The 19,840-nt window shown below is 61.9% G+C and carries 15 protein-coding genes; 7 read left to right on the top strand and 8 right to left on the bottom strand.

Annotated features, from left to right (window positions below; all coding sequences use genetic code 11):
• Positions 1-44: 44 nt before the first annotated feature.
• Positions 45-3,251 carry a YhdP family protein gene (locus tag AC1RLZ_RS11885; RefSeq protein ID WP_493188789.1) on the bottom strand — a complete coding sequence of 1,069 codons (3,207 nt, stop codon included), beginning with the start codon at positions 3,249-3,251 and terminating at the stop codon, positions 45-47.
• On the opposite strand from AC1RLZ_RS11885, the gene AC1RLZ_RS11880 reads away from it, so the two are divergent.
• The 5 genes from AC1RLZ_RS11880 (at position 3,234) to AC1RLZ_RS11860 (ending at position 8,650) form a co-directional block, all read left to right on the top strand.
• Complete coding sequence (locus AC1RLZ_RS11880; RefSeq protein ID WP_493188788.1) at positions 3,234-3,794, top strand: hypothetical protein; 561 nt, start codon at positions 3,234-3,236, stop codon at positions 3,792-3,794. The two genes, AC1RLZ_RS11885 and AC1RLZ_RS11880, sit on opposite strands and share 18 nt — an antisense overlap.
• Positions 3,795-3,978: 184 nt before the next feature.
• Complete coding sequence (locus AC1RLZ_RS11875) at positions 3,979-4,119, top strand: hypothetical protein (protein ID WP_493188787.1); 141 nt, start codon at positions 3,979-3,981, stop codon at positions 4,117-4,119.
• A 23-nt stretch (positions 4,120-4,142) separates the two neighbouring features.
• Positions 4,143-4,976, top strand: a complete 834-nt coding sequence (locus tag AC1RLZ_RS11870) for a peroxiredoxin (protein ID WP_493188786.1) — start codon at positions 4,143-4,145, stop codon at positions 4,974-4,976.
• 90 nt (positions 4,977-5,066) lie between these two features.
• Entirely contained in the window at positions 5,067-6,425 is a 1,359-nt protein-coding gene (locus AC1RLZ_RS11865) for a M23 family metallopeptidase (protein ID WP_493188785.1), read from the top strand.
• A 161-nt stretch (positions 6,426-6,586) separates the two neighbouring features.
• The gene (locus AC1RLZ_RS11860; RefSeq protein WP_493188784.1) at positions 6,587-8,650 is read left to right on the top strand and encodes a carbamoyltransferase C-terminal domain-containing protein; all 2,064 of its coding nucleotides are present in this window, start codon (positions 6,587-6,589) and stop codon (positions 8,648-8,650) included.
• A gap of 19 nt (positions 8,651-8,669) precedes the next feature.
• Here AC1RLZ_RS11860 and AC1RLZ_RS11855 read toward each other — a convergent pair whose 3' ends face one another.
• Positions 8,670-9,650, bottom strand: a complete 981-nt coding sequence (locus AC1RLZ_RS11855; RefSeq protein ID WP_371421662.1) for a tripartite tricarboxylate transporter substrate binding protein — start codon at positions 9,648-9,650, stop codon at positions 8,670-8,672.
• Positions 9,651-9,849: 199 nt separating this feature from the next.
• Positions 9,850-10,719 (bottom strand): fumarylacetoacetate hydrolase family protein, encoded by an 870-nt coding sequence (locus tag AC1RLZ_RS11850; RefSeq protein ID WP_493188783.1) that lies wholly within the window; start codon positions 10,717-10,719, stop codon positions 9,850-9,852.
• Positions 10,720-10,740: 21 nt separating this feature from the next.
• On the opposite strand from AC1RLZ_RS11850, the gene AC1RLZ_RS11845 reads away from it, so the two are divergent.
• Complete coding sequence (locus AC1RLZ_RS11845) at positions 10,741-11,562, top strand: helix-turn-helix domain-containing protein (RefSeq protein WP_493188782.1); 822 nt, start codon at positions 10,741-10,743, stop codon at positions 11,560-11,562.
• 84 nt (positions 11,563-11,646) lie between these two features.
• Here AC1RLZ_RS11845 and AC1RLZ_RS11840 read toward each other — a convergent pair whose 3' ends face one another.
• From AC1RLZ_RS11840 to prfB, 3 genes are all read right to left on the bottom strand, one after another.
• Entirely contained in the window at positions 11,647-12,030 is a 384-nt protein-coding gene (locus AC1RLZ_RS11840; protein ID WP_493188781.1) for a hypothetical protein, read from the bottom strand.
• Between the two features lie 163 nt (positions 12,031-12,193).
• Complete coding sequence (locus tag AC1RLZ_RS11835; protein WP_493188780.1) at positions 12,194-13,081, bottom strand: NAD(P)-dependent oxidoreductase; 888 nt, start codon at positions 13,079-13,081, stop codon at positions 12,194-12,196.
• A 3-nt stretch (positions 13,082-13,084) separates the two neighbouring features.
• Positions 13,085-14,216 (bottom strand): peptide chain release factor 2 gene (gene prfB, locus AC1RLZ_RS11830; protein ID WP_493188779.1). Its coding sequence is split into 2 segments (ribosomal slippage): positions 13,085-14,146 and positions 14,148-14,216, totalling 1,131 coding nucleotides; the frame shifts between segments, so codons are not numbered across the junction.
• A 123-nt stretch (positions 14,217-14,339) separates the two neighbouring features.
• Between prfB and AC1RLZ_RS11825 the strand changes: the two genes are divergently transcribed.
• Entirely contained in the window at positions 14,340-15,326 is a 987-nt protein-coding gene (locus tag AC1RLZ_RS11825) for an MBL fold metallo-hydrolase (protein ID WP_493188778.1), read from the top strand.
• 25 nt (positions 15,327-15,351) lie between these two features.
• On the opposite strand, the gene AC1RLZ_RS11820 is transcribed toward AC1RLZ_RS11825, so the two are convergent.
• Together AC1RLZ_RS11820 and AC1RLZ_RS11815 are read right to left on the bottom strand one after the other, a co-directional pair.
• Complete coding sequence (locus AC1RLZ_RS11820; RefSeq protein ID WP_493188777.1) at positions 15,352-17,844, bottom strand: penicillin-binding protein 1A; 2,493 nt, start codon at positions 17,842-17,844, stop codon at positions 15,352-15,354.
• Between the two features lie 246 nt (positions 17,845-18,090).
• Positions 18,091-19,389, bottom strand: a complete 1,299-nt coding sequence (locus tag AC1RLZ_RS11815; RefSeq protein ID WP_493188776.1) for an N-acetylmuramoyl-L-alanine amidase — start codon at positions 19,387-19,389, stop codon at positions 18,091-18,093.
• Positions 19,390-19,840 lie beyond the last annotated feature (451 nt).

The following is a 19,840-nucleotide window of genomic DNA, read 5'->3' as shown; positions in this document are numbered from 1 at the left end:
GCCCGCACAGTGCGGCGAGCACTGTGCTTGAGCCACAGACGTCACTAGTTGCTGTTGTTATTCTGGTTCGGGAATTCGACCGAATTGTTCTGCTTGCCGGTACCGAACTCGAAGATCTTGCGGAACACACCCGGTGCCATGGCCGAGATCGGATTGACACGCAGCACCGGTGCACCGGGCGTACCGACGACTTCGTAAGTGACGCCGATCAGGCCTTCATTGCTGCCGCCCCCGAGAAACAGTCCGACGATCGGGATCTGACCGAACATGTTGTTCAGCCCGTACATCGGCACGAAGGTGCCGCTCATGCGTACCTGGTTCAGCGGGTAGTCGATACTGCCTTCGATGGTCGCACCGACGGTCGGGCCTTTGACGACGCCATCCCGAATGGTGAGCTGACCGTTCTGTCGCGTGAATTCGGCACGCAACCGCGAGAAGGCGACGCTGCTCTGCGCTGCGTTCTGCCCGCCTCCGGCAACACTGGCCAGTTGCGCCTCGCCCTTGACGTTGAAGTCGCGGATGTTGATCAGGCCTTCCTTGGCGCGGGTGTCCGACGATGGCGGATCCATTGCCAGTGCGAGCTGGCCTCCCGACATCTTGGAATAGGTGTCGGTCGCGCGCAGGAAGGCGCCGGCGTCGTTGGTCTCGATATAGATGACGTCACGGCCAGCGCCCTGGGCGCGTCCGCGCATATCGCCTGTCAGCGGCGTGTCGCGTCCGAGCTTTCCGCTCAGGGAGAATTTCTGGATCGTGCCGTTGCGCCGCGAAATCTTGGCATCCACACTGCGAACCGCCTCGCCGTAGTAACCGGCAACGGCCCCGAGCTTTACATCAATATCGAAGTCGACCGATTTGGCTTTGCTCTTGGGATCCCCATCCTTGCCGGAAATCGCCGATTTCAGGAAGCCGCGACCGTCGAACACGTCGCCACGCATCGTGACTTTCAATACGCCATCCGGACTACGTTCCGCCTTCAACGACGTCTTGTCGCCTTCGGACGGTGAATAAGTCGGGAAGTTCACACCGACGAGGTCACCGTTCTGATCGACTTCGACGGAGCCCTTGATCGAAGCCCCACCGCCATCGACGACAATGTCTTCCAGACGGGTTGTGTCGCCCTTCTTCACGACGTTGAAGACAGCGCGAGCGCTCTTGCCGGGCAGCTTCATCCAGCCCGGCAGGATGTTGTCGAGCTTCAGCGGCGTCAGATCGGCGTCGACCCCGAGCTTGCTGTCACGGTCCCCGGAGCCAATCTTACCGACAACCTTGATCGGGAGATTGCCGGCCACCGCCGGTCCGAGGTCCATACCGAGGCGCGCGCGGCTTGCATCGTCGAGCGTCGCGTTGAGACGCACATCGGCATCGCCATCGGTTGGCTTGCGATAGTCAAGCGATGCCGCCTGCCCGCTGATCTTGACGTCACCCTTGACCTGATAGCCCTGATTGTTCGCTGTGACCTTCAGCGAATTGGCTTCGAGCTTTTGGTTCATCACCAGCTTGTCGGCGGAAAATGCGGTCAGATCCGCAGTGATGTTGTAGGTCGTATCGGCCTTGGTCAGTTCGCGCTGGATGGGCATGCCCATGGCGACCTGCGCGGTCACGTTGCCCTTGGTGGCCGCCGGGTCGAGCATGTTGCCGGTAACTTCGCTCAGACGGTTGGAGTTGAGCACATCGGCCACTGCCGCAACCGGCCCCTCCAGCTTGAAGCGCACGCGGGCCGGCGATGGCTTCGGTGCCATATCCGGAACTTCAAACACGATATCGCTGAGATTGAGCTTGCGTCCGCCCGCCGTCTCAGTGTTTGCCTGACCGACGGTCACGGTCGCGGTCCGTCCCGTGACGCGCGCGCGCAGATCGCCGTCGCGGATCACCGGCATGCCATCCACCGGACGCAGCGCCACGCCATTGGCGAGGATCTTCACCGACAGCCCTTCATCGGGGATCGGCGGCCCGCGCCGTGTCAGGTTCTTGGTCGGGGAATTGACCCCGATCTCGATGCTCTGGAGCTGCCCAGCCTCGATGCGCTCGGTGACCCATTCGCGCACTTCCGGCACAATCAGGATCGGCCACATGCGCTTGAGCGCCGAAGCCGACATCGGCGTTCCCGCAAAGCCGAGGGTCATGCGCGGCTCGCCTGCATAGTCGATGCTGCCGGTGCCGGCAACGCCGATCTCACCGTTGCTGATATTCGCACGCGTCAGCAAGACCCGGCGGTTGTCGGAATCGAAAAGCAGGCCGATGTCGATGCTGTTGAAGATCAGTGGCGCTTCGCCTGGACCTCCTCCCAATACGATGGTGCCGCCGCTGATGCCTGCCTGCCAGGAATCGGTCGCGCCATTGGGCGGCTCGACATGAGCAAGTGAAGTGACGCGGTTCTCACCGGACACGAACTTGAACGGCGCCAGCAGCACACGGCGGCCGGCATCCCACTCGACGCTCACCTCCGCCTGATCGATCGGCATCGGATAATCCGGCGTGTCGTTATCGACAATGTTGCCGGCGCCTGCCGTGAGCTTGCCGCGGAAGTAGGTTGGCAAACCATCGCGCCCGATTTCGCCCTTCAACTCGCCTGTCAGCGGCAGGTCGGCACTGTAGGTGAGATCCTTCATGCGCAACGCGAGCAGGACGTTGCGGGTCGAGACCTTGTCGGCCCGAAGACTGACCGAACGCACGCCATTGGCCGGCGCACCGACGGTGACGCCGAGAGTCCATGGCGCCTTGCCACCTTCGCCCACCGTCATCATGACGCCGCCGCCGCTCGGTCGGCGCAGAGTCAGGCTGATATTATTGAAGTCCCATTTGTTGCCGCGCTGTTGGTCGTCGACCACCAGCTTGCCGTTCTTCAGACCGATCTCGTTGAGGTTCTGTCCGTCGAGGCCCGAAAGAGTCAGGCTGTCGAGCCAATCGAGACCCGCAAGCAGGCCGAAGGATGCTTCTCGCTTGTCGGCAGAAGGCTGCGGAAGCTGGACGACCGGTGGCTGCGGCTGCCGCGGGAAAGTCAGTTCCGGTTGTCTGCCCGGACCGAGCCACGAACCCGGTATGCGCGGCGATGCGACGCCTGTCGCGATCGGGCGAGCGTTCTCGCCGGTCGAGACGGTCACCTGCCCATCCGGCGTAATGCGCACGGCGAGCACAACATCGACCAGGTTGAGACTTTCGGCACGCAAGCGCCCCATCATCATGGCGGCAGCGGAAAGCCGGACTTCGGCTTTCGGCGCACTGGCCACGACGGCGTGATCACGATCACGCACGACGATGTCACGAATCCGCACCGCCATCCGGACCCGCCCGGCGCGTTCGATCTGCGTGCCGCCGACTTCGACCGTATTACCCTGCCCGATATTGTCCTGGATCGCCTCGACCAGCCATGGTGTAGCCATGTCGAAATTGATCGGGCCCGCGCCCAGTCGGACCCACAAGGCGCCAAAGCAAACACCACAAATAATCAGCAGGATGCCAAGGACAGCCGCGATCCGCTTGACCCATCGGCCACCGGACAGCCAATCGCGAGCCGCAACGAGCCTGTCGCCGAAACGGTGCCAGCTGCTATTCTTCTTGGACAGCAAGCGGCGCGCACGGTGATGCCCCGCCTCGTCATGCTGATGATCCCAATCGGCATCATCCCATTGCAAGGACTCGTCATCGGCGCGCGGTCGATACGCTTGTGGCGGCTTATTTCTGGCCATTGCCTCTCGGTGCTGGCGCTGACTGGGAGAATGATCGTCACCGGCCCTTCGCGCATCGACAACCGACGAGCGCCTCTGTGCCGGCATCGCTGCCAATCCCCGGTTTGAATTATAACTCGTCGTCCGGTCGTTGCCGCACCCTTATGGCGCACGGAACGTGTGTTGCGTCGAATCCTTTGTAACCATACTCCGAGGACAGCATATTTGCACCGCAACGTGCCGCCATTCGGCCGCCGGTGTTACCTTGCAATGCCATCACACTGAGCCGCCGAAAGCGACGAAAGGAAGGCGTATGTCCAAGAAATCGCGCAAGAATCTCTCGAAATGGGCGTTCCGTATAGTGGCAGGAAACGCATTGCGCAGGAAAGCCGGAACGACGCCAGAAACTGCGGCCAAGCGCCTCGCCCGGCGCGCCGCCCAATTGATCCGCTGAACGCGACGAAAGGACCATCATCCATGGCCAAGAAAGCCAGTAAGAAACCCGCAAAGGCCGCGACGAAGAAGGCGACCAAGACGGCGACCAAGACGGTCACCAAAACTGCGTCACCGAAGGCGGTGAAGAAGCCGAACAAGGTTGCGGTGAAGGCTCCCGCCAAGAAAGCTGCGACCAAATCAGCCAAGCCAGCGGCGAAAGCCCCGGCCAAAGCGTCGAAGCCACCCGCTGCCAAGTCGAAGCCGCCCGCTGCCAGGAAAGCTCCAGCGGCCAAGACCGTTGTGGCGACGACGATTGCCGTAAAGGTCCTGCCCAAAGCGTCGGCAAAGCCCGCGGCCAAACCCACGGCGGCTCCAAAACCGGCTCCCGAGAAAATCGCATCGGAGTCACCCAGTTTCGCGACCGAGGGCGCTAAGGCACCGGCGTTCAGGCTGCCACGCGATGGCGGCGCCGAAGTCTCCCTGTCAGACTATGCCGGCCGGAAGCTGGTGATCTTTTTCTACCCGCGCGCCAGCACGCCCGGCTGCACCAAGGAAGCCATCGACTTCACCCGGTTGTCCGCCGAGTTTCAGGCTGCCGGCACTGCCGTGCTTGGCGTCTCGGCCGATCCGCTGAAGGCTCAGGAATCGTTCCGTGACAAGTTCGCTCTGGGTGTCCCGCTGCTTTCCGACGCCACGCAGACGACGCTGAAATCCTATGGCGCCTGGGGCGAGAAATCGATGTACGGCAAATTCTTTGAAGGTGTTCTTCGGACGACGGTGCTGATCGATGCCAACGGCAACGTCGCCAAGATCTGGCGCGGCGTTAAAGTGGACGGACACGCGGACGCGGTACTCCAAGAAGCGCAGCGAATTTGATGGATACCATTTGCTCAAAATTAACCATGAAGGGCTCAAATCGCCTCCATTGAGCTAGCCGACGAGTCTCCGGCTGGCACTGGAGTGCTGATGTCGAACCGTCCTACCCAATATGCCGAGTACCCTCAGCACCACGCACATGACCATGGACGGCCACAGGCGCGCCGCGTCGGGCCGGTCAAGGCGCCGCCTCCGAAAGCCAATCAGAGCGACTATACGATTGCCCATCGCGGCAAGCAGGTCCGCATCGGGCCTGTGGTGTTCTGGATCGTCGTCGGCACGGTGACCGTGCTGGGGGCATGGTCTGCGGCCACAGCCACTTACTTCGCATTTCGCGACGACGTGCTGACCAAGCTCATCGCACGCCAGGCTGACATGCAATACGCCTACGAAGATCGTATCGCAGAACTGCGCGCCAAGATCGATCGCACCACCAGCCGGCAAATGCTGGATCAGGAGCAGTTCGACCAGAAGCTCGATCAGATTATGCGTCGCCAGACCACGCTGGAATCGCGTGCCACGGCGCTCGGCGCCATGCCCGATCTGTCGGTTACGGGTTCGATCGGCAAGCCGCCTGCCCGTGGAGCCGCGATCGAGCCGACGACATCGATCCCCAAGCCATCGCCGATCAGCGACACGGTGACCTTCGTGGCGCCGCCGGATCGCGAAGCGCGGCTAGAATCCCGCACCCCTGCTCTCGCAGCCCAGCAACCGAACCAGCTCGCCAAACTCGGCGGCGTCGACAATGTGATCGGTCGCCTGCAGGCGTCGCTCGATCAGGTCGAGAGCCGCCAGATTGCGACACTCGCCGCGGCTGAAGAATCCATGGACTCCAAGGTTCGTCGCATGCGCGGCGCTATCTCGGATCTCGGGCTCAATATGGCAAAACTCGAATCGGCCACACCGCGCGCGCCTATGGGCGGCCCGTTTGTGCCGGTCAAACTCTCATCAAGCGCGGATCCGTTCGAACGCCAGCTCTATCGCATCCACGTCACCCGCGCGCAGATGGACAAGCTCAATCGGACCATGGCGCTGGTGCCCTATCGCAAGCCCGTCGTCGGCGAAGTCGAATTTACGTCAGGCTTCGGGGTGCGCAGCGATCCGTTCCTCGGCCGCCCTGCGATGCATACCGGTCTCGATTTCCGCGGTGCCACCGGCGACCCGATCCGCGCGACGGCAAACGGGCGCGTGGTCTCTGCAGCCTACGCCGGCGGCTATGGCCGCATGGTCGAGATCGACCATGGCAATGGCTTGTCTACCCGCTACGGCCATATGTCCGCGATTAACGTCAAGGTCGGCGACACCATCAAAATTGGCCAGGTCATCGGTCTGGTCGGCTCGACCGGCCGATCCACCGGACCGCATTTGCATTATGAAACCCGTATCGACGGCGAAGCGGTCGATCCACAGAAGTTTCTCCGCGCAGGCGTTCGTCTCAACGCCGGCTAGGTGCGGCACGCAGGGCATTGTTGCCCCGCCCTGACTGTGGTTGAAGCGGGTCTCAGTCGATTAGAGGCAACCCGTTGAAATCCCCCCGACGCATCGGCCCCCGTTTCCCCCGCTTCGGCCGGTTCTGTTTCCGCGCCACACGCCGGGTCACGACCTGGACGATGACGCTGGCAGGTTTTCACGCCAACGACTCCCACTTTACAGTCCGCCGCATCTCGGAGATCCGCGCCAAGCTGGCGCGCGGCGAAACGGTTCTGCTTGCCGGCCTCGGACTGCCTGGCACGCACAATTCCGGAGTGGCGCTGGTCGAAGTCACGCAGGCTCACGGCCCGCGCCTTATCATCAACAACGAAGAAGAGCGCTTCTCCGGCGACAAGCACACCACGCAATATCCGCGGGCAGCACTCGATGCGATGCGCGCCACGCTGCGCGCGATGGGCCGTGACGTCGCTGATATCGATGCATGGCTGACGACCTGGGACTATCCCGATCTGCTGGGCACACTAACGCGGAGCATCGTCGAAGAATTTCCCGACGGGTTGAAGCTGCTGCGCACCAAGAACTCCGTCAGCTTCGACGCACGGCGCCTCGAGCAGATGACGCGCACACCGAAATTGCTCCGCAAGCAATTCGGGTTGCCCGCGCGCGTCCCGCTGCTGATGATGCCGCATCATGACAACCACGCCTGGTTCTCATTTGCCGTGTCTCCATTCGATGACAGCAATGAGCCGGTCGCGATCGCGGTGCTCGACGGCACCGGCGACCAGGGCTCGGTATCGACCTATGTGGCGCAAGGCGGCGCCATGCAGAAACTCTACTGCAACAACAGCGTCTTCGACTCCCTTGGGGCCTTCTACAGCGTGATCTCGTCAACCCAAGGCGGCTGGACCTGGCTCTCAAGCGAAGGCCGCTACATGGGCGCCGCTGCCTGGGGCGACATGGATCGCGCCAGCAATCCCTATTACGCACGCCTGCGCGAGGTGCTGCATTTCGGTGCGAATGGCGAGATCCAACTCAACCGCGCCATGGGCAACTGGTACTGCGATCCGTTCGAAGCGCCCTACAAGCAAGCGCTGATCGACATTCTTGGCGAACCGCTGACGCCGGATCAGCTCTGGAATCCGGACGCAGTGCTGCGCGTCGAGGATATCCAGCACCGGCCGGATACGCAGGATCGCCTCGACAAGGCCGCGGCCACGCAACTGGTCTTCGAGGATGCAATGATCCATGTGGTCGCCGGCCTGCTGAGCAAGACCGGTGCGCATCGGCTGGTCCTCACGGGCGGCGTCGCGCTGAATGCGCTCGGCAATATGCGACTGCTCGAACACTTCGATGAAACGTGGTTCGCACGTGAACAGGGCCGCGACGCGCGCCTGCATTTATGGATTACGCCGACGCCCGGCGATCCCGGCGTCACCATCGGCGCCGCCTGGATGTTTGCCCATCTCATCGGGGCGCCGCGCGGCGCGTCGATGACGCATGCGTTCTATTGCGGCGATGCACCGACGCAGCCTGACATCACCGCGGCACTGCAAGCTGACGACATCAAGTCACAGGTGATCGGCAGTATCTCAACGCCTGAGGGCCGTGACGCCGTCGCCGACCTGATGGCCTTCATGGTCGCGCAGAACGGCATCATCGCGCTGTATCAAGGCGCAGCGGAGACGGGTCCGCGCGCGCTCGGCCATCGCTCGATCCTCGCCAATCCCTGCGACGCTGGCACGCGGGAACGGCTCAATGAGCGCGTCAAATATCGCGAAGCCATCCGCCCATTGGCGCCGATGGCGACGCTCGACGCGGCCTGTGAGTATTTTGATTTGCTGGATGGAGCGTCCGACGCGAACTACAATGCCTACAATTACATGGTGCTGACGGCGCAATCGAAGCCGCATGCACGGGACAAAATCCCGGCCGTGATCCATGCCGACGGCACCGGACGTGTCCAGATCGTTCGCGCCGAAGACGATCCGCTCACGCACGCTTATCTGAAAGCACTGGGGCGCCATATCGGCGTCGAGCTTTCAGTGAACACCTCATTCAATGTCGCCGGCCCGATCGCCCAGACGCCGCAGCAGGCCGTCGAGACGCTACGGCGCTCCGCAGGTCTCGACGTTGTACTGATGGTGGCCAGCAGCGGTCATGTGACCGCCGCCTGGCACGGCGGCGCCCGCGACAGCGGCCGCTTCACGGCATGGCTGTCGGAGTGGATGCGCAGCCGCGGCTAGCGCACCCACAGGCGAAGTATCAGACCTTGCCGATCTTCTTTGCCACCGCCACCAGACGCGCGCTGTCTTTCGCGATGAATTGTGCGAAGTCATCTGCGTCCTGATAGGCAGGCATATTGCCGGCCGCCTCGAATGTCTTCGTGACCTCTGGATCGTTCATCGCCTGCCGCATGCTATCGCGCAGCTTGGTCAGGACCGGTGCCGGCATTCCCTTCGGCGCGAACAGGCCGGCCCAGATGTAAAACTCGACATCGGGGTAACCCAGTTCCTTGAACGTCGGGAGATCCGGAAATGCCGCCAGGCGCTCGCTGCCAAAATTGGCCAGAACACGCAGCGTGCCGGCATCGACGTGCTGCTTCAGCGTTCCCGGTGCCGAGGCTAACGCCTGAATCTGTCCACCCAGCAAGTCACTGATCGCCGGCGTTGCGCCTCTGTAGGGCACATGAAGCAGCTTGAGGCCTGCCGCGATTGCGAACATTTCCATCGAGACATGAAGCGTACCGAACGGACCGGACGATCCGTAGGAGATCGCGCCCGGGCGCGCTTTCGCGTCAGCGACGAAATCGGCGATCGTCTTCCAGGGCGCGCTAGCTGGTACCGCGAACAGGGTCGGATCTGCTAGCACGCGTGCGATCGGTTGCAATTGATCGACCTCATAGGCGACCGGGCGTTCGTAGATGCGATCAGCTTCCGGCAACACCGCAAGCGACGACAATGTCATCAGCAATGTGTGTCCGTCGGGCTGCGCACGCGCTACCATCGCGTTGCCGAGCGAGCCGCCGGCGCCGCTGCGGTTATCGATAATAACAGGCTTGCCGAGTGCCTTCTGCAGCCATGCCGCGATCGGACGTCCGGCGATATCGGCCTGCCCGCCTGCCGGGAACGGCACGATCATACTGATGTTGCGGCTAGGCCAGGCATCCTGGGCGCGCACACTTTGACCGGTCAGAGCGAGCGTCGACAGGCCACCGAGGCCCGCAATGAAGTCACGACGTTTCATACACATGTCTCCCGTTTTGTTCTTTGAGCAACGCATTGGATTCAGTCACACCCAGGGGACGACGCGCAGTCTCGGGAGACAGCGCTTGCGCGCCTCGGAGCTCACTTAAATCTCTAAGTTGTTGAATCTTACAGAATTCGGCGCGGGGCAGACGATGCCCCGCGCTTCATTTTTAGATCGGCAGGTGCTGCGAGCTGCGTTAGCCGACCGGGTTTTCGAGCTTACCTATACCCGTAACTTCGATCGTCACGACATCGCCCTTTTTGAGGAAACGCGGCGGCGTAAAGCCAAGGCCGACGCCAGCCGGCGTTCCGGTCGCGATCAGATCACCGGGCTCCAGGGTGATCCCTGCCGAGATACACTCGATCAACGTCGGAATGTCGAAGATGAGATCGGTCACCGACGCATCCTGACGGCGTTCGCCGTTGACGGATGTCGTCAGCCGCATTTTCGTCGGATCGGGCATTTCGTCAGCGGTCAGGATCGCCGGGCCCATCGGGCAGAAACCATCGATGCCTTTGCCGATGAACCACTGGCGATGCTTGTGCTGCAGCGTCCGCGCCGTCACGTCATTGATGATCGTGTAACCGAACACATGCGCCAGCGCGTCCTGCTTCTTGATCCCGCGGCCGCCGCGGCCGATGATCACCGTCAGCTCGCCTTCATAGTCGGTGCTGTCAGTCGGATCGAGATAGTTCGGAATCGACTTGCCGGAACCGATGACGGTGCTGGACGGCTTGGTGAAGATCACCGGCGCTTCCGGCACGACTTCCTTCGCAGAGGAGTCAAAACCGCTACCCGCAAATTCCTTGGCATGCTCATGGTAGTTCTTGCCAACGCAAAACACGTTGCGCGCCGGGCGCGGAATGGGCGCAAGGAGTTCTACGCTTGCGACGGGCAGCGGCGCGCCACCAGCAGCGGCAAGCGTGCCCTTCAGGCGATCGAAGTTGGCAATCAGCGTGATCATATCGGGGGCGACGTCGCGCGGCAGCGGCGAGACCTGAGAGAGCGCCTGATCTGCAATGCCGACCGTGGCCCGGCCCTCATGCAGGAAAGTAACAAGGTGCATTCTTCCTCCTGATATATCTGCTTGTCGGCGAACGGATCGCCGCATCTTCCAAAGACACCATTATCTTCGATAGAAGATTTTGGCAAGCTGGGCATCCTGACCATTTATTCTTTAGAAGACACGCGCGATCATCTGCCGCAGCAGGATGTGACATGGCGGGCAACCACGCCTAAGATGGAATCACCAGCGGATTACAACGGAGCATCACCCGATATGGCGAAGCCGGCGACACGGAAGGTCGTTCGTGAAGACCCCGTCAGTCGCGCATTCGGCGATCGTGTCCGCATATTGCGTGAACAGGCCAACCTGACTCTGGAGCAGTTCTCCAAGCAGTCTGGTGTCAGCCGTGCGATGCTGTCGAAGGTCGAGCGTGGCGAGAAAAGCCCGACAATCGGGGTCGCGCGACGTATCGCGCTTGCTTTGGAGACATCGTTTTCAACGCTCATGGGCGATGACGACGCGCCGCGCCGTGCTTTCGCAGTCGTTCGGAAGGATCAGCGCCAGATCTTTCGCGATTCAAAGACTGGCTTCGAGCGATTCCTGCTGTCGCCGGTCATGGCCGGCATGGCCGTCGAAGTCGTCCTGCATCACCTGCCCCCGAAAACCTCGACCGGTAAATTGCCCGCCTACCCGCAGGGCACATCCAAACACGTGCTGGCCACGCATGGACGCGTCACCGTGCGCACCAAGGATACGGAGACGGTTCTGGATGAGGGTGACTCGCTGTATTTCGAGGTCGATGTCGAGCACTGGTTCGAGAACAAGACTGCGCGCCGGTGCGAATACTACCTCGTGATTTCGGCTCCGCCGAGTTACGGACGACGTAGCGACGGCAAAGGCTAGCACTCATCCGCAAGTTTGAAGTCCCCCGCTCCCCTGTGAGCGAGGGACCTGTTTGCTCGCAGCCGATCCTGGTCGGCCACACGATTACTTCTTCAAGCAGAGGCCGACGGTTGGCGTCGTCGTGCACTTGGTGCCATCCGGCGCGCCGCCGCTCGGGCAGACAACGGACACCAGCGTCTCCGTCGCGTCGCAGCTGACGGCACCATCTGCCTGCACCGCGCGGAGGTTGACCGGTGCCGCATCGCCCTTATCACCCTTGGCGCCGGGCGTGCCCTGCGGACCTTGCGGCCCTTGTGCACCCGCCTGCCCCTGCGCGCCGGGAATGCCCTGAACGCCTTGCGCACCTTGTGGGCCGGCTGGCCCCTGCGCGCCGGTCTCGCCCTTCGGGCCAGCCGGTCCGGGATCGCGGCCGCAGCCGCCCAGCATCAATGCAACGCCGATCGCAAGAATTGGAATGATCTTCTTCATGCCCCACACCCGTTGAATTCGTGACACCGCGATATGCGGCGTCGGGATAAGCTAGCGCCGGATATTGAGTTCCGGCCTGGGGATGATATCGGGTGGCAGGAAGAACGGAAGCGGCCACGCAGCGACGTTACTGTTTCAAGACGCCGCAGACTTTGGCAAGCGCTTAGCTCGCTCTGCCATCTCTCGGTTGCGAGATGAGCTCGATCATTCTGGCTTCGTCATCGTCGGGCGCGAAAGCCTTCGCCTTTTCATAGGCTTCAACAGCCGCCGCGCCGACCAGGGGGCTGGCCTGCAAAAGCTGCTCCGCCAATCTCACCGCATAGGCCGCATCCTTATGGCGCAGTGCAGCGGTGAAGGATGCACCTGAATAATCGCGCGCCACCATCCGCGGCGCGTGTCGCAGGACCTGTGGGCTTGCCGCAACGCCGCTCGCGATGGACTCCAGAACCAGCTTCATGTCCAGCCCGGCATGTTCTGCGATGGCCAGACCTTCAGCGAGCCCGGCGATATGGATCGCGCCCATCAGGTTGTTGATGAGCTTGTAGACCGTGCCCGATCCGACGGGACCGAAATGCCGGATTGTCGATCCAATCGGCACCAGGAACGGCCGGGCCTTTTCAAGGTCCGCTGTATCCGCGCCGATCAGCAGCGTGAGTTTGCCACTGGCAGCCGCGTCCGGCAGGCCAGTGACAGGACAATCGATATAGGTCAGGCCGCGATCCTGCAGCGCTTTCGCAAGGTCGAGCACGTGCTGGTGCGACACTGTCGAACATTCGATCGCCAGCGCGCCCTGCTTCGCAGTTTGCCCGGCACCATCGGTACTCAACCACACATTTTGGGAAGCTTCGTCATCGGCGACCATCGTAACGATGGCGTCGGCGCCTGCTGCGGCTTCCGCCGGCGACGCCGCCCAGCGCGCACCGCGTGCGATCAGATCTTCTGCTTTCGCCCTGCTGCGATTCCAGACGGCAGTGGTGAAGCCGGCGTCGAGATAACGGCCGGCCATGCCATGCCCCATGCGTCCCAAACCGATGAACGCAACATGGGGCATCTCTTAGTCCACGTCGTCGATGGCGCCCGGCGATGTGCCGAAGGCGCGCTGCGCCAATGTCGCCGCCATGAACTCGTCAAGATCGCCGTCGAGCACGCCTGAGGTATCCGAGGTCTGTACGCCGGTGCGCAGGTCCTTCACCATCTGATAGGGCTGCAACACGTAAGAGCGGATCTGGTGACCCCAGCCGATATCCGTCTTGGCGGCCTGATCGGCGGCGGCCTTCTCTTCGCGCTTCTTCAGCTCGATTTCGTAAAGACGCGCACGCAGCATGTCCCAGGCCTGGGCCTTATTCTTGTGCTGCGAACGGCCGGCCTGACAGACCACGGCCACGCCGCTCGGAATATGCGTCAGACGCACCGCGGATTCCGTCTTGTTGACGTGCTGACCGCCGGCGCCGCCCGAGCGCATCGTATCGACGCGCACATCGGACTCGTTGATGTCGATCTTGATGCTGTCGTCCACGACCGGGAAGATCGCGACGCTGGAGAACGACGTGTGCCGACGGGCATTGGAGTCGTAAGGCGAGATCCGCACCAGGCGATGCACGCCGCCTTCGGTCTTCAGCCAGCCATAGGCATTGTGACCGGAGATCTGGATCGTCGCCGACTTGATGCCCGCTTCTTCACCCTGGGTCTCTTCGAGATACTCGATCTTGAAACCGTGCTTTTCGGCCCAGCGCGTATACATACGCAGCAACATCGAGGCCCAGTCCTGGCTCTCGGTGCCGCCGGCGCCGGCATGGACTTCCAGATAGGTGTCGAAGCGATCCGCTTCCCCGGACAGCAGCGCTTCCAGCTCGCGGCGCGCGACTTCCTTCTTCAGTGCCTTTAGCGCGCTCTCGGCTTCCGTCACGACGCCCTGATCGCCCTCGGCTTCGCCGAGCTCGATCATTTCGATATTGTCGTCAAGTTCGCGCGTGACCTTTCCGATGCCCTGAAGCGAATCCTCAAGCGAGGTGCGCTCCTGCATCAGCCTCTGGGCCTTCTGCGGATCGTTCCAGAGATTGGGGTCTTCGGCGAGAGCGTTCAGCTCTGCAAGTCGTGCCGTGGATGCATCGACGTCAAAGATGCCTCCTCAGCAGCCCGACTGACTGCTTGATCTCTTCTACGAGGCGTTCGATTTCAGCGCGCATGGCGGATTCCGTTGGTTCGTCGCACGTGTACCCGCCGCGCCGGGGATATTCAACCTTCAATCGAGTCTTGTGGAAGGAGCCTGCCTCATACACATTCACCCAAAATATAAATGTGGAGGGAACATGCGCTTGAAGGCACCCATAGGTATTTGCGTTGCGATCGCCGCCGCATTGGCCGGCTCGCAGGCTCATACAGCCGAGATGAAGGTCACTCTACTCGGAACCGGAACGCCGACTCCGCGGCTGACGAGTTTTAGCGCATCGACCCTTGTAGAAGCCGGCAACCAACGCCTCCTGTTCGACCTCGGACGTGGTGTGACCATTCGGCTCTTCCAGAAGCGAATCCCGCTGGGATCGATCAATGCGCATTTTCTCACACATCTGCATTCCGACCATGTCGTGGGATTGCCCGACATCTGGCTAAGCGGCTGGATCGGCACGCCCTGGGCGTCGCGCAAGGCGCCGTTCACGTTGTTCGGCCCAGTGGGAACGACGGCGATGATGGAGAACCTCACCAAGGCTTTCGCCGACGACATCCGCATTCGCAGCGACGACGAACATCTGCCTGCAGCCGGCATTGCGTTTGCCGCCAAGGACATCGCGGCCGGCGTCGCCTACACGGCCGATGGCGTCACCGTCACAGCCTTCGACGTTAATCACGGCGAGAAGATCAAGCCCTCCTTCGGCTATGTCGTCACGTTCGAGGGCAAGAAGGTCGTGCTATCGGGCGACACCAAATATGATGAGCGCGTGGTTGCTGCTGCCAAAGACGCGGATCTCCTGATCCACGAAGTGGCGATCATCGAGCCCGAGCTTGTGAAGGACTATCCGTCCTATCGCGAGATCGAAGCGCATCACACGTCGCCCGAGGAAGCCGGCCGCGTGTTCGATCAGGCCAGGCCAAAGCTCGCCGTCTACTCACATATCGTGTTTGCAACGGTGAAGCCGGTGCAGGATGTTCCGGAAGAGACGCTGCGGCAGCGCACGGAAACGACCTACAAAGGTCCGTTTGTCATCGGCCGCGACCTAACGTCGTTCACGATCGACGACAAGGGCGTCACCGCAGTGCGTGGCGACGGTAGCGCGATCACGCCAAACAATGCTCAATGAGCCCAGCAAAGCACATCGGCGAAACTCAGTAGAGTCCGCCCGTTCCCGGTCGCATGAAACTGCGGTCGGTTTCCGGCGACACCGAGAGCGAACGACCATCCGCATCGGCGACACCGATCACTGAATAATTGTCCGGCGGCGCCGTACCCGGCTTGAAGGCCTCGAGGATGGTGCGGCCGCCATCGCCCGGTCCGGCACGCATGCCCGACTTGGCGTCCACGCGAATCAACTTGATGCCGGCCGGCACGCGGAACGGCACGGCCGGCTTGTCGGCGAGCGCGAGCTTCATAAAGTCCTTGGCGATCGGCGCAGCCAGCGCACCGCCGGTGGCCTTGTGGCCAAGGTTCCTAGGCTTGTCATAACCGACATAGATGCCGACCACTACGTCGGGAGAGAAGCCGATGAACCACGCATCCTTCTCGTCATTGGTCGTTCCGGTCTTGCCGGCAATCGGCTTGCCGACTTCGCGCAGCGCGGTCGCGGTGCCGCCCTGAACAACACCTTCCATCATCGAGGTGATCTGATAGGCCGTCATCGCATCGAGCACCTGCTCGCGGCGATCGACGAGCTGCGGCTCGGCCTGGTTCTTCCAGCCTTCCGGCGCGTCGCAGCCGCGGCACTCGCGCTGGTCATGCTTGAAGATGGTGTGCCCGTAACGGTCCTGAATGCGGTCGATCAGCGTCGACTTCACGCGGCGGCCGCCATTGGCGAACATCGAATAGGCCGTCACCATGCGCATAACGGTCGTTTCACCGGCACCGAGTGCGTAGGACAGATAGTTCGGCAATTCGTCATAGACGCCGAAGCGCTTGGCATATTCGCCGATCAGCGGCATGCCGACATCCTGCGCCAGTCGCACTGTCACGGTGTTCAGCGAGCGCATCAGCGCATTGCGCAGCGTCACCGGGCCGTAATATTTGCCGGTCGAATAGTTTTCCGGACGCCAGACGCCAGCGCCCTGCCCCTGATCGATTTCGATCGGCGCGTCGACCACGACGGTGGACGGCGTGTAGCCATTGTCCATCGCGGCCGAATAGACCAGCGGCTTGAAGGATGAGCCGGGCTGGCGATAGGCCTGCGTGGCGCGATTGAACTGGCTCTGGTCGAACGAGAAACCGCCAACCATGGCGAGCACACGTCCGGTCAAAGGATCCATCGCAACCATGGCGCCGGACACTTCCGGATACTGCCGCAGCCGGAACTGGCCTTCGACGACGGAACCGTCCTTGTTTGTAAGCGGATCGACATAGATCACGTCGCCCGCGGCCAAAACCTGCGACACGGCCGTCGGTGTTTTGCCCTTTGTCGGGCCGGCGGCGGGCTTGGCCCAGCGCACGCCGTCCAGCGTGAGGATACCGGTCTGGCGATCCTTGAGCACGGCACCGCCAAGTTCACGGCCCGGCTGGAAGCCGATCCGCGCCGACTGATCGCTGACATCCAGCACGACCGCAAGCTTCCACGGCGCAATGTCGGACAGCGCCTTCACCTCAGCAAGCTTCACGCCCCAGTCGCCGGAGATATCGATCTTGTTGGTCGCACCGCGCCAACCACGAATCTCGTCGAAATTGATCAGACCATTGGTCATGGTCTTGCGGGCCATCACCTGCAGCTTGGGATCGAGTGTGGTGCGGACCGAGAGACCGCCTTCATAGAGCTTCTTTTCGCCGTAACGCTCAAGAATATCGCGGCGCACTTCCTCGGCAAAATACTCGCCGGCAAAGATGTGACCTGAACTGTTGCGGCCGGTGACGCTCAGCGTCTCCTTGCGCGCCTTGTCCGCATCCGCCTGCTTGATCCAGCCGTTCTCCAGCAGACGATCAACCACGTAGTTGCGGCGTTCAATCGCGCGATCGCGATTCTTGACCGGATGCAGCGACGACGGCGCCTTCGGTAAAGCGGCAAGATATGCTGCCTCGGAGACAGTCAGCTCGTTCACCGATTTGTCGAAATAGACCAGCGACGCAGCGGCGATGCCATAGGCACCGAGGCCGAGATAGATTTCGTTGAGATACAATTCGAGGATCTTGTCCTTCGAATAGGTGCGCTCGATGCGCATCGCCAGCAAGGCTTCCTTGATCTTGCGGGTGAAGGAAACCTCGTTGGTCAGAAGGAAGTTCTTCGCAACCTGCTGCGTGATTGTTGATGCACCCTGCGGCCGGCGGTTGGAGCCGAGGTTCTGTGCATACAGCACCATCGCGCGCGCCATGCCCGAATAATCGAGGCCGCCATGCTCGTAGAAATTCTTGTCTTCGGCCGCGAGGAACGCGTTGATCACGAGCTTTGGCACGGCCTGAATCGGCAGATAGAGCCGGCGCTCCTTGGAGTATTCGCCAAGCAGTGCACCGTCCGCCGCATGGACGCGCGTCATCACCGGCGGCTCATAATCCTGAAGCTGCGAATAGTCCGGCAAATCCTTGGAATAATGCCAGATCAAGCCTGCTGCGGCTGCGACGCCCACCAGGAACACCACGGTTCCTGCAGCGAACAAGAACCCCATAAACCGCACCAGCAGACGCATTATCGACGATCCGTTTCAATCGCTGTGCCGCAATATACCATACGGCGGCCCCCATGGGCGCAAAGTCAGCAACAAGTCGCGCGGCAAAAACCAGCAGAGGCGACGGCCCGAAATGGCCATCAGTCTTGACCGATTCTGACGGCCGCACGGAAATTTTTATAGAGCGCCGGCTGTGGCCAAACTAGGGCTTTGAACTGAAAGCTAAGGCTTTGGTACTGAAAGATTTGTCATTTTCAGTTCCGGCTGTCAGTTTCCCGGGCCGGCGGAGACCATTCGCTTGGAGAAAAACCCGTCAATCGCCTTGGCAACCGCGCCGACCGTCTTGGAGCGCCAGTTCTCCGACATCAGCTGCTGGAGATCGTCCTTGTTGGACACGTAACCGAGCTCGATCAGCACCGAGGGCACGTCCGGCGCCTTGAGGACGCGGAAGCCTGCCGATTTGAGAGGATGCTTGTGCATCCGTGCTGTGGTCTTCATTTCACCGACCACAAGCCGGGCAAAGCGGTTCGAGAAGGTCCGCGTTTCACGCTGCGCCAGGTCGATCAGGATGTCGGCGACGTCGGTTGGCTCTTCCGTCAGATTGACGCCGGCAATAGCGTCCGCCTTGTTTTCCGAGTCTGCCAGCCGCTCCGCCTCGGCGTCAGAGGCCTTGTCTGACAGCGTATAGACGGTTGCGCCCTGCGCATCACCCTCGCCGCGCGGCAGCGCATCGGCGTGAATCGAGACGAACAGCGCGGCTGACTGGTTGCGGGCGACCTTCACCCGATCATCCAGGGGAATGAACGTGTCGTCGGCGCGGGTCATCACGATACGGTATTTGCCGAGCTTCTCCAGACGGTCACGCAGGGCCAGACCGAAACCCAGCACGATCCTCTTCTCGCTCTCGCCGCCCGCTTGTGTGCCATTGTCGATGCCGCCATGACCGGGATCGATCACCACCACCGGACGGGTATCCGGAGCCGCGTCCTGCACGGCACTGGCAACCACTTTGGTCACCACAGGAGATACCGAGGCAGTCGTTCCTACGGCCGGTCGCAGATCCGGGCGATTCTCGACCGCCAACGCCTGCACGAATGTGGTGCGATCGACCGATTCGAGTTCGATCACCATGCGCGCCGGCTGCCCGTTGGCGGGATCAAGCGCATAGGAACTCTTGATTTTGGCCGGCCCGGTCAGGTCAAACACCATGCGCGACCCGCCCGGCATCACCAGACCGTAACGGAACGCCTTGATCAGGCCGCGGGATACCGTCCCGGCGCCGGGATCGAGATGGAAGCTGACCTGGGGAAGATCGATGACCACCCGATAAGGATCGGCCAGCGCGAAAGCCCGCAGCGGAATCTTCCTGTCGAGATCGAGGATGAAACGGGTCTGCTTCTCGTCGCCAGCGATCCGCACGTCAGAGGCGATCGGGAACGCACCTTCCACTTCCGCGCGCGACGTCTCGCCGGCAGCCTGGCTGGAGGTCGGGCACCAAAACAGCCCAAAACCGGCACTGAAGAGCACCGTGGCCAGCCTGACGATGTGGTTTGCGCGGCTCGTCAACGAATCCACTGCCTCCGGAGCAGCCCCTCATTAACCCAATAGGATTGCAGGGTTAACCGGAGCTTAAGTCTGGGATATCGAATAAGCCCGAGTGTTGCAGCCTTGTGACGCTTCCCTTGCATGCGACCCCCATTCCTCGTATGTACGAAGAGCTGACGGTTTAACTCCCGGTTGTGTCGCGTTCAGCCTCCCGGTGCAACGCTCTTTCCCCCGACTATCTCTCGGTGGATCCAGCGTTTTCCGGCCTCCCCTCTACAACCAGCGCAGCGCGCGGTTGCCCAGGGTGGCGGTCCTAGCCCAGGCGGTGTCCGGTCCCAGGTCCTTTCTCGCTCCCGGGGCGGCTTTAGACACTTCATGACCGATTATTCCGGCCTTACGGGCGGAGTATGCGACAGCCGGTGACCGCGTTCTGCGGCGCGCCGGACGTCAGCAAAAGGCGGCGCCTTTGCCG

This window comes from Tardiphaga sp. GW822-FHT04G09 (genome assembly GCF_058800725.1).
The sequence above is the reverse complement of the archived record's forward strand: the minus strand, read 5'-3'. Positions and strand labels throughout refer to the sequence as shown.

Bases quoted from the DNA above. Each gene is read 5' to 3' on its own strand.
- AC1RLZ_RS11875 (WP_493188787.1), top strand. From the start codon at position 3,979: ATGTCCAAGAAATCGCGCAAGAATCTCTCGAAATGGGCGTTCCGTATA.
- AC1RLZ_RS11870 (WP_493188786.1), top strand. From the start codon at position 4,143: ATGGCCAAGAAAGCCAGTAAGAAACCCGCAAAGGCCGCGACGAAGAAG.
- AC1RLZ_RS11865 (WP_493188785.1), top strand. From the start codon at position 5,067: ATGTCGAACCGTCCTACCCAATATGCCGAGTACCCTCAGCACCACGCA.
- AC1RLZ_RS11860 (WP_493188784.1), top strand. From the start codon at position 6,587: ATGACGCTGGCAGGTTTTCACGCCAACGACTCCCACTTTACAGTCCGC.
- AC1RLZ_RS11855 (WP_371421662.1), bottom strand. From the start codon at position 9,650: ATGAAACGTCGTGACTTCATTGCGGGCCTCGGTGGCCTGTCGACGCTC.
- AC1RLZ_RS11850 (WP_493188783.1), bottom strand. From the start codon at position 10,719: ATGCACCTTGTTACTTTCCTGCATGAGGGCCGGGCCACGGTCGGCATT.
- AC1RLZ_RS11840 (WP_493188781.1), bottom strand. From the start codon at position 12,030: ATGAAGAAGATCATTCCAATTCTTGCGATCGGCGTTGCATTGATGCTG.
- AC1RLZ_RS11835 (WP_493188780.1), bottom strand. From the start codon at position 13,081: ATGCCCCATGTTGCGTTCATCGGTTTGGGACGCATGGGGCATGGCATG.
- AC1RLZ_RS11825 (WP_493188778.1), top strand. From the start codon at position 14,340: ATGCGCTTGAAGGCACCCATAGGTATTTGCGTTGCGATCGCCGCCGCA.
- AC1RLZ_RS11820 (WP_493188777.1), bottom strand. From the start codon at position 17,844: ATGCGTCTGCTGGTGCGGTTTATGGGGTTCTTGTTCGCTGCAGGAACC.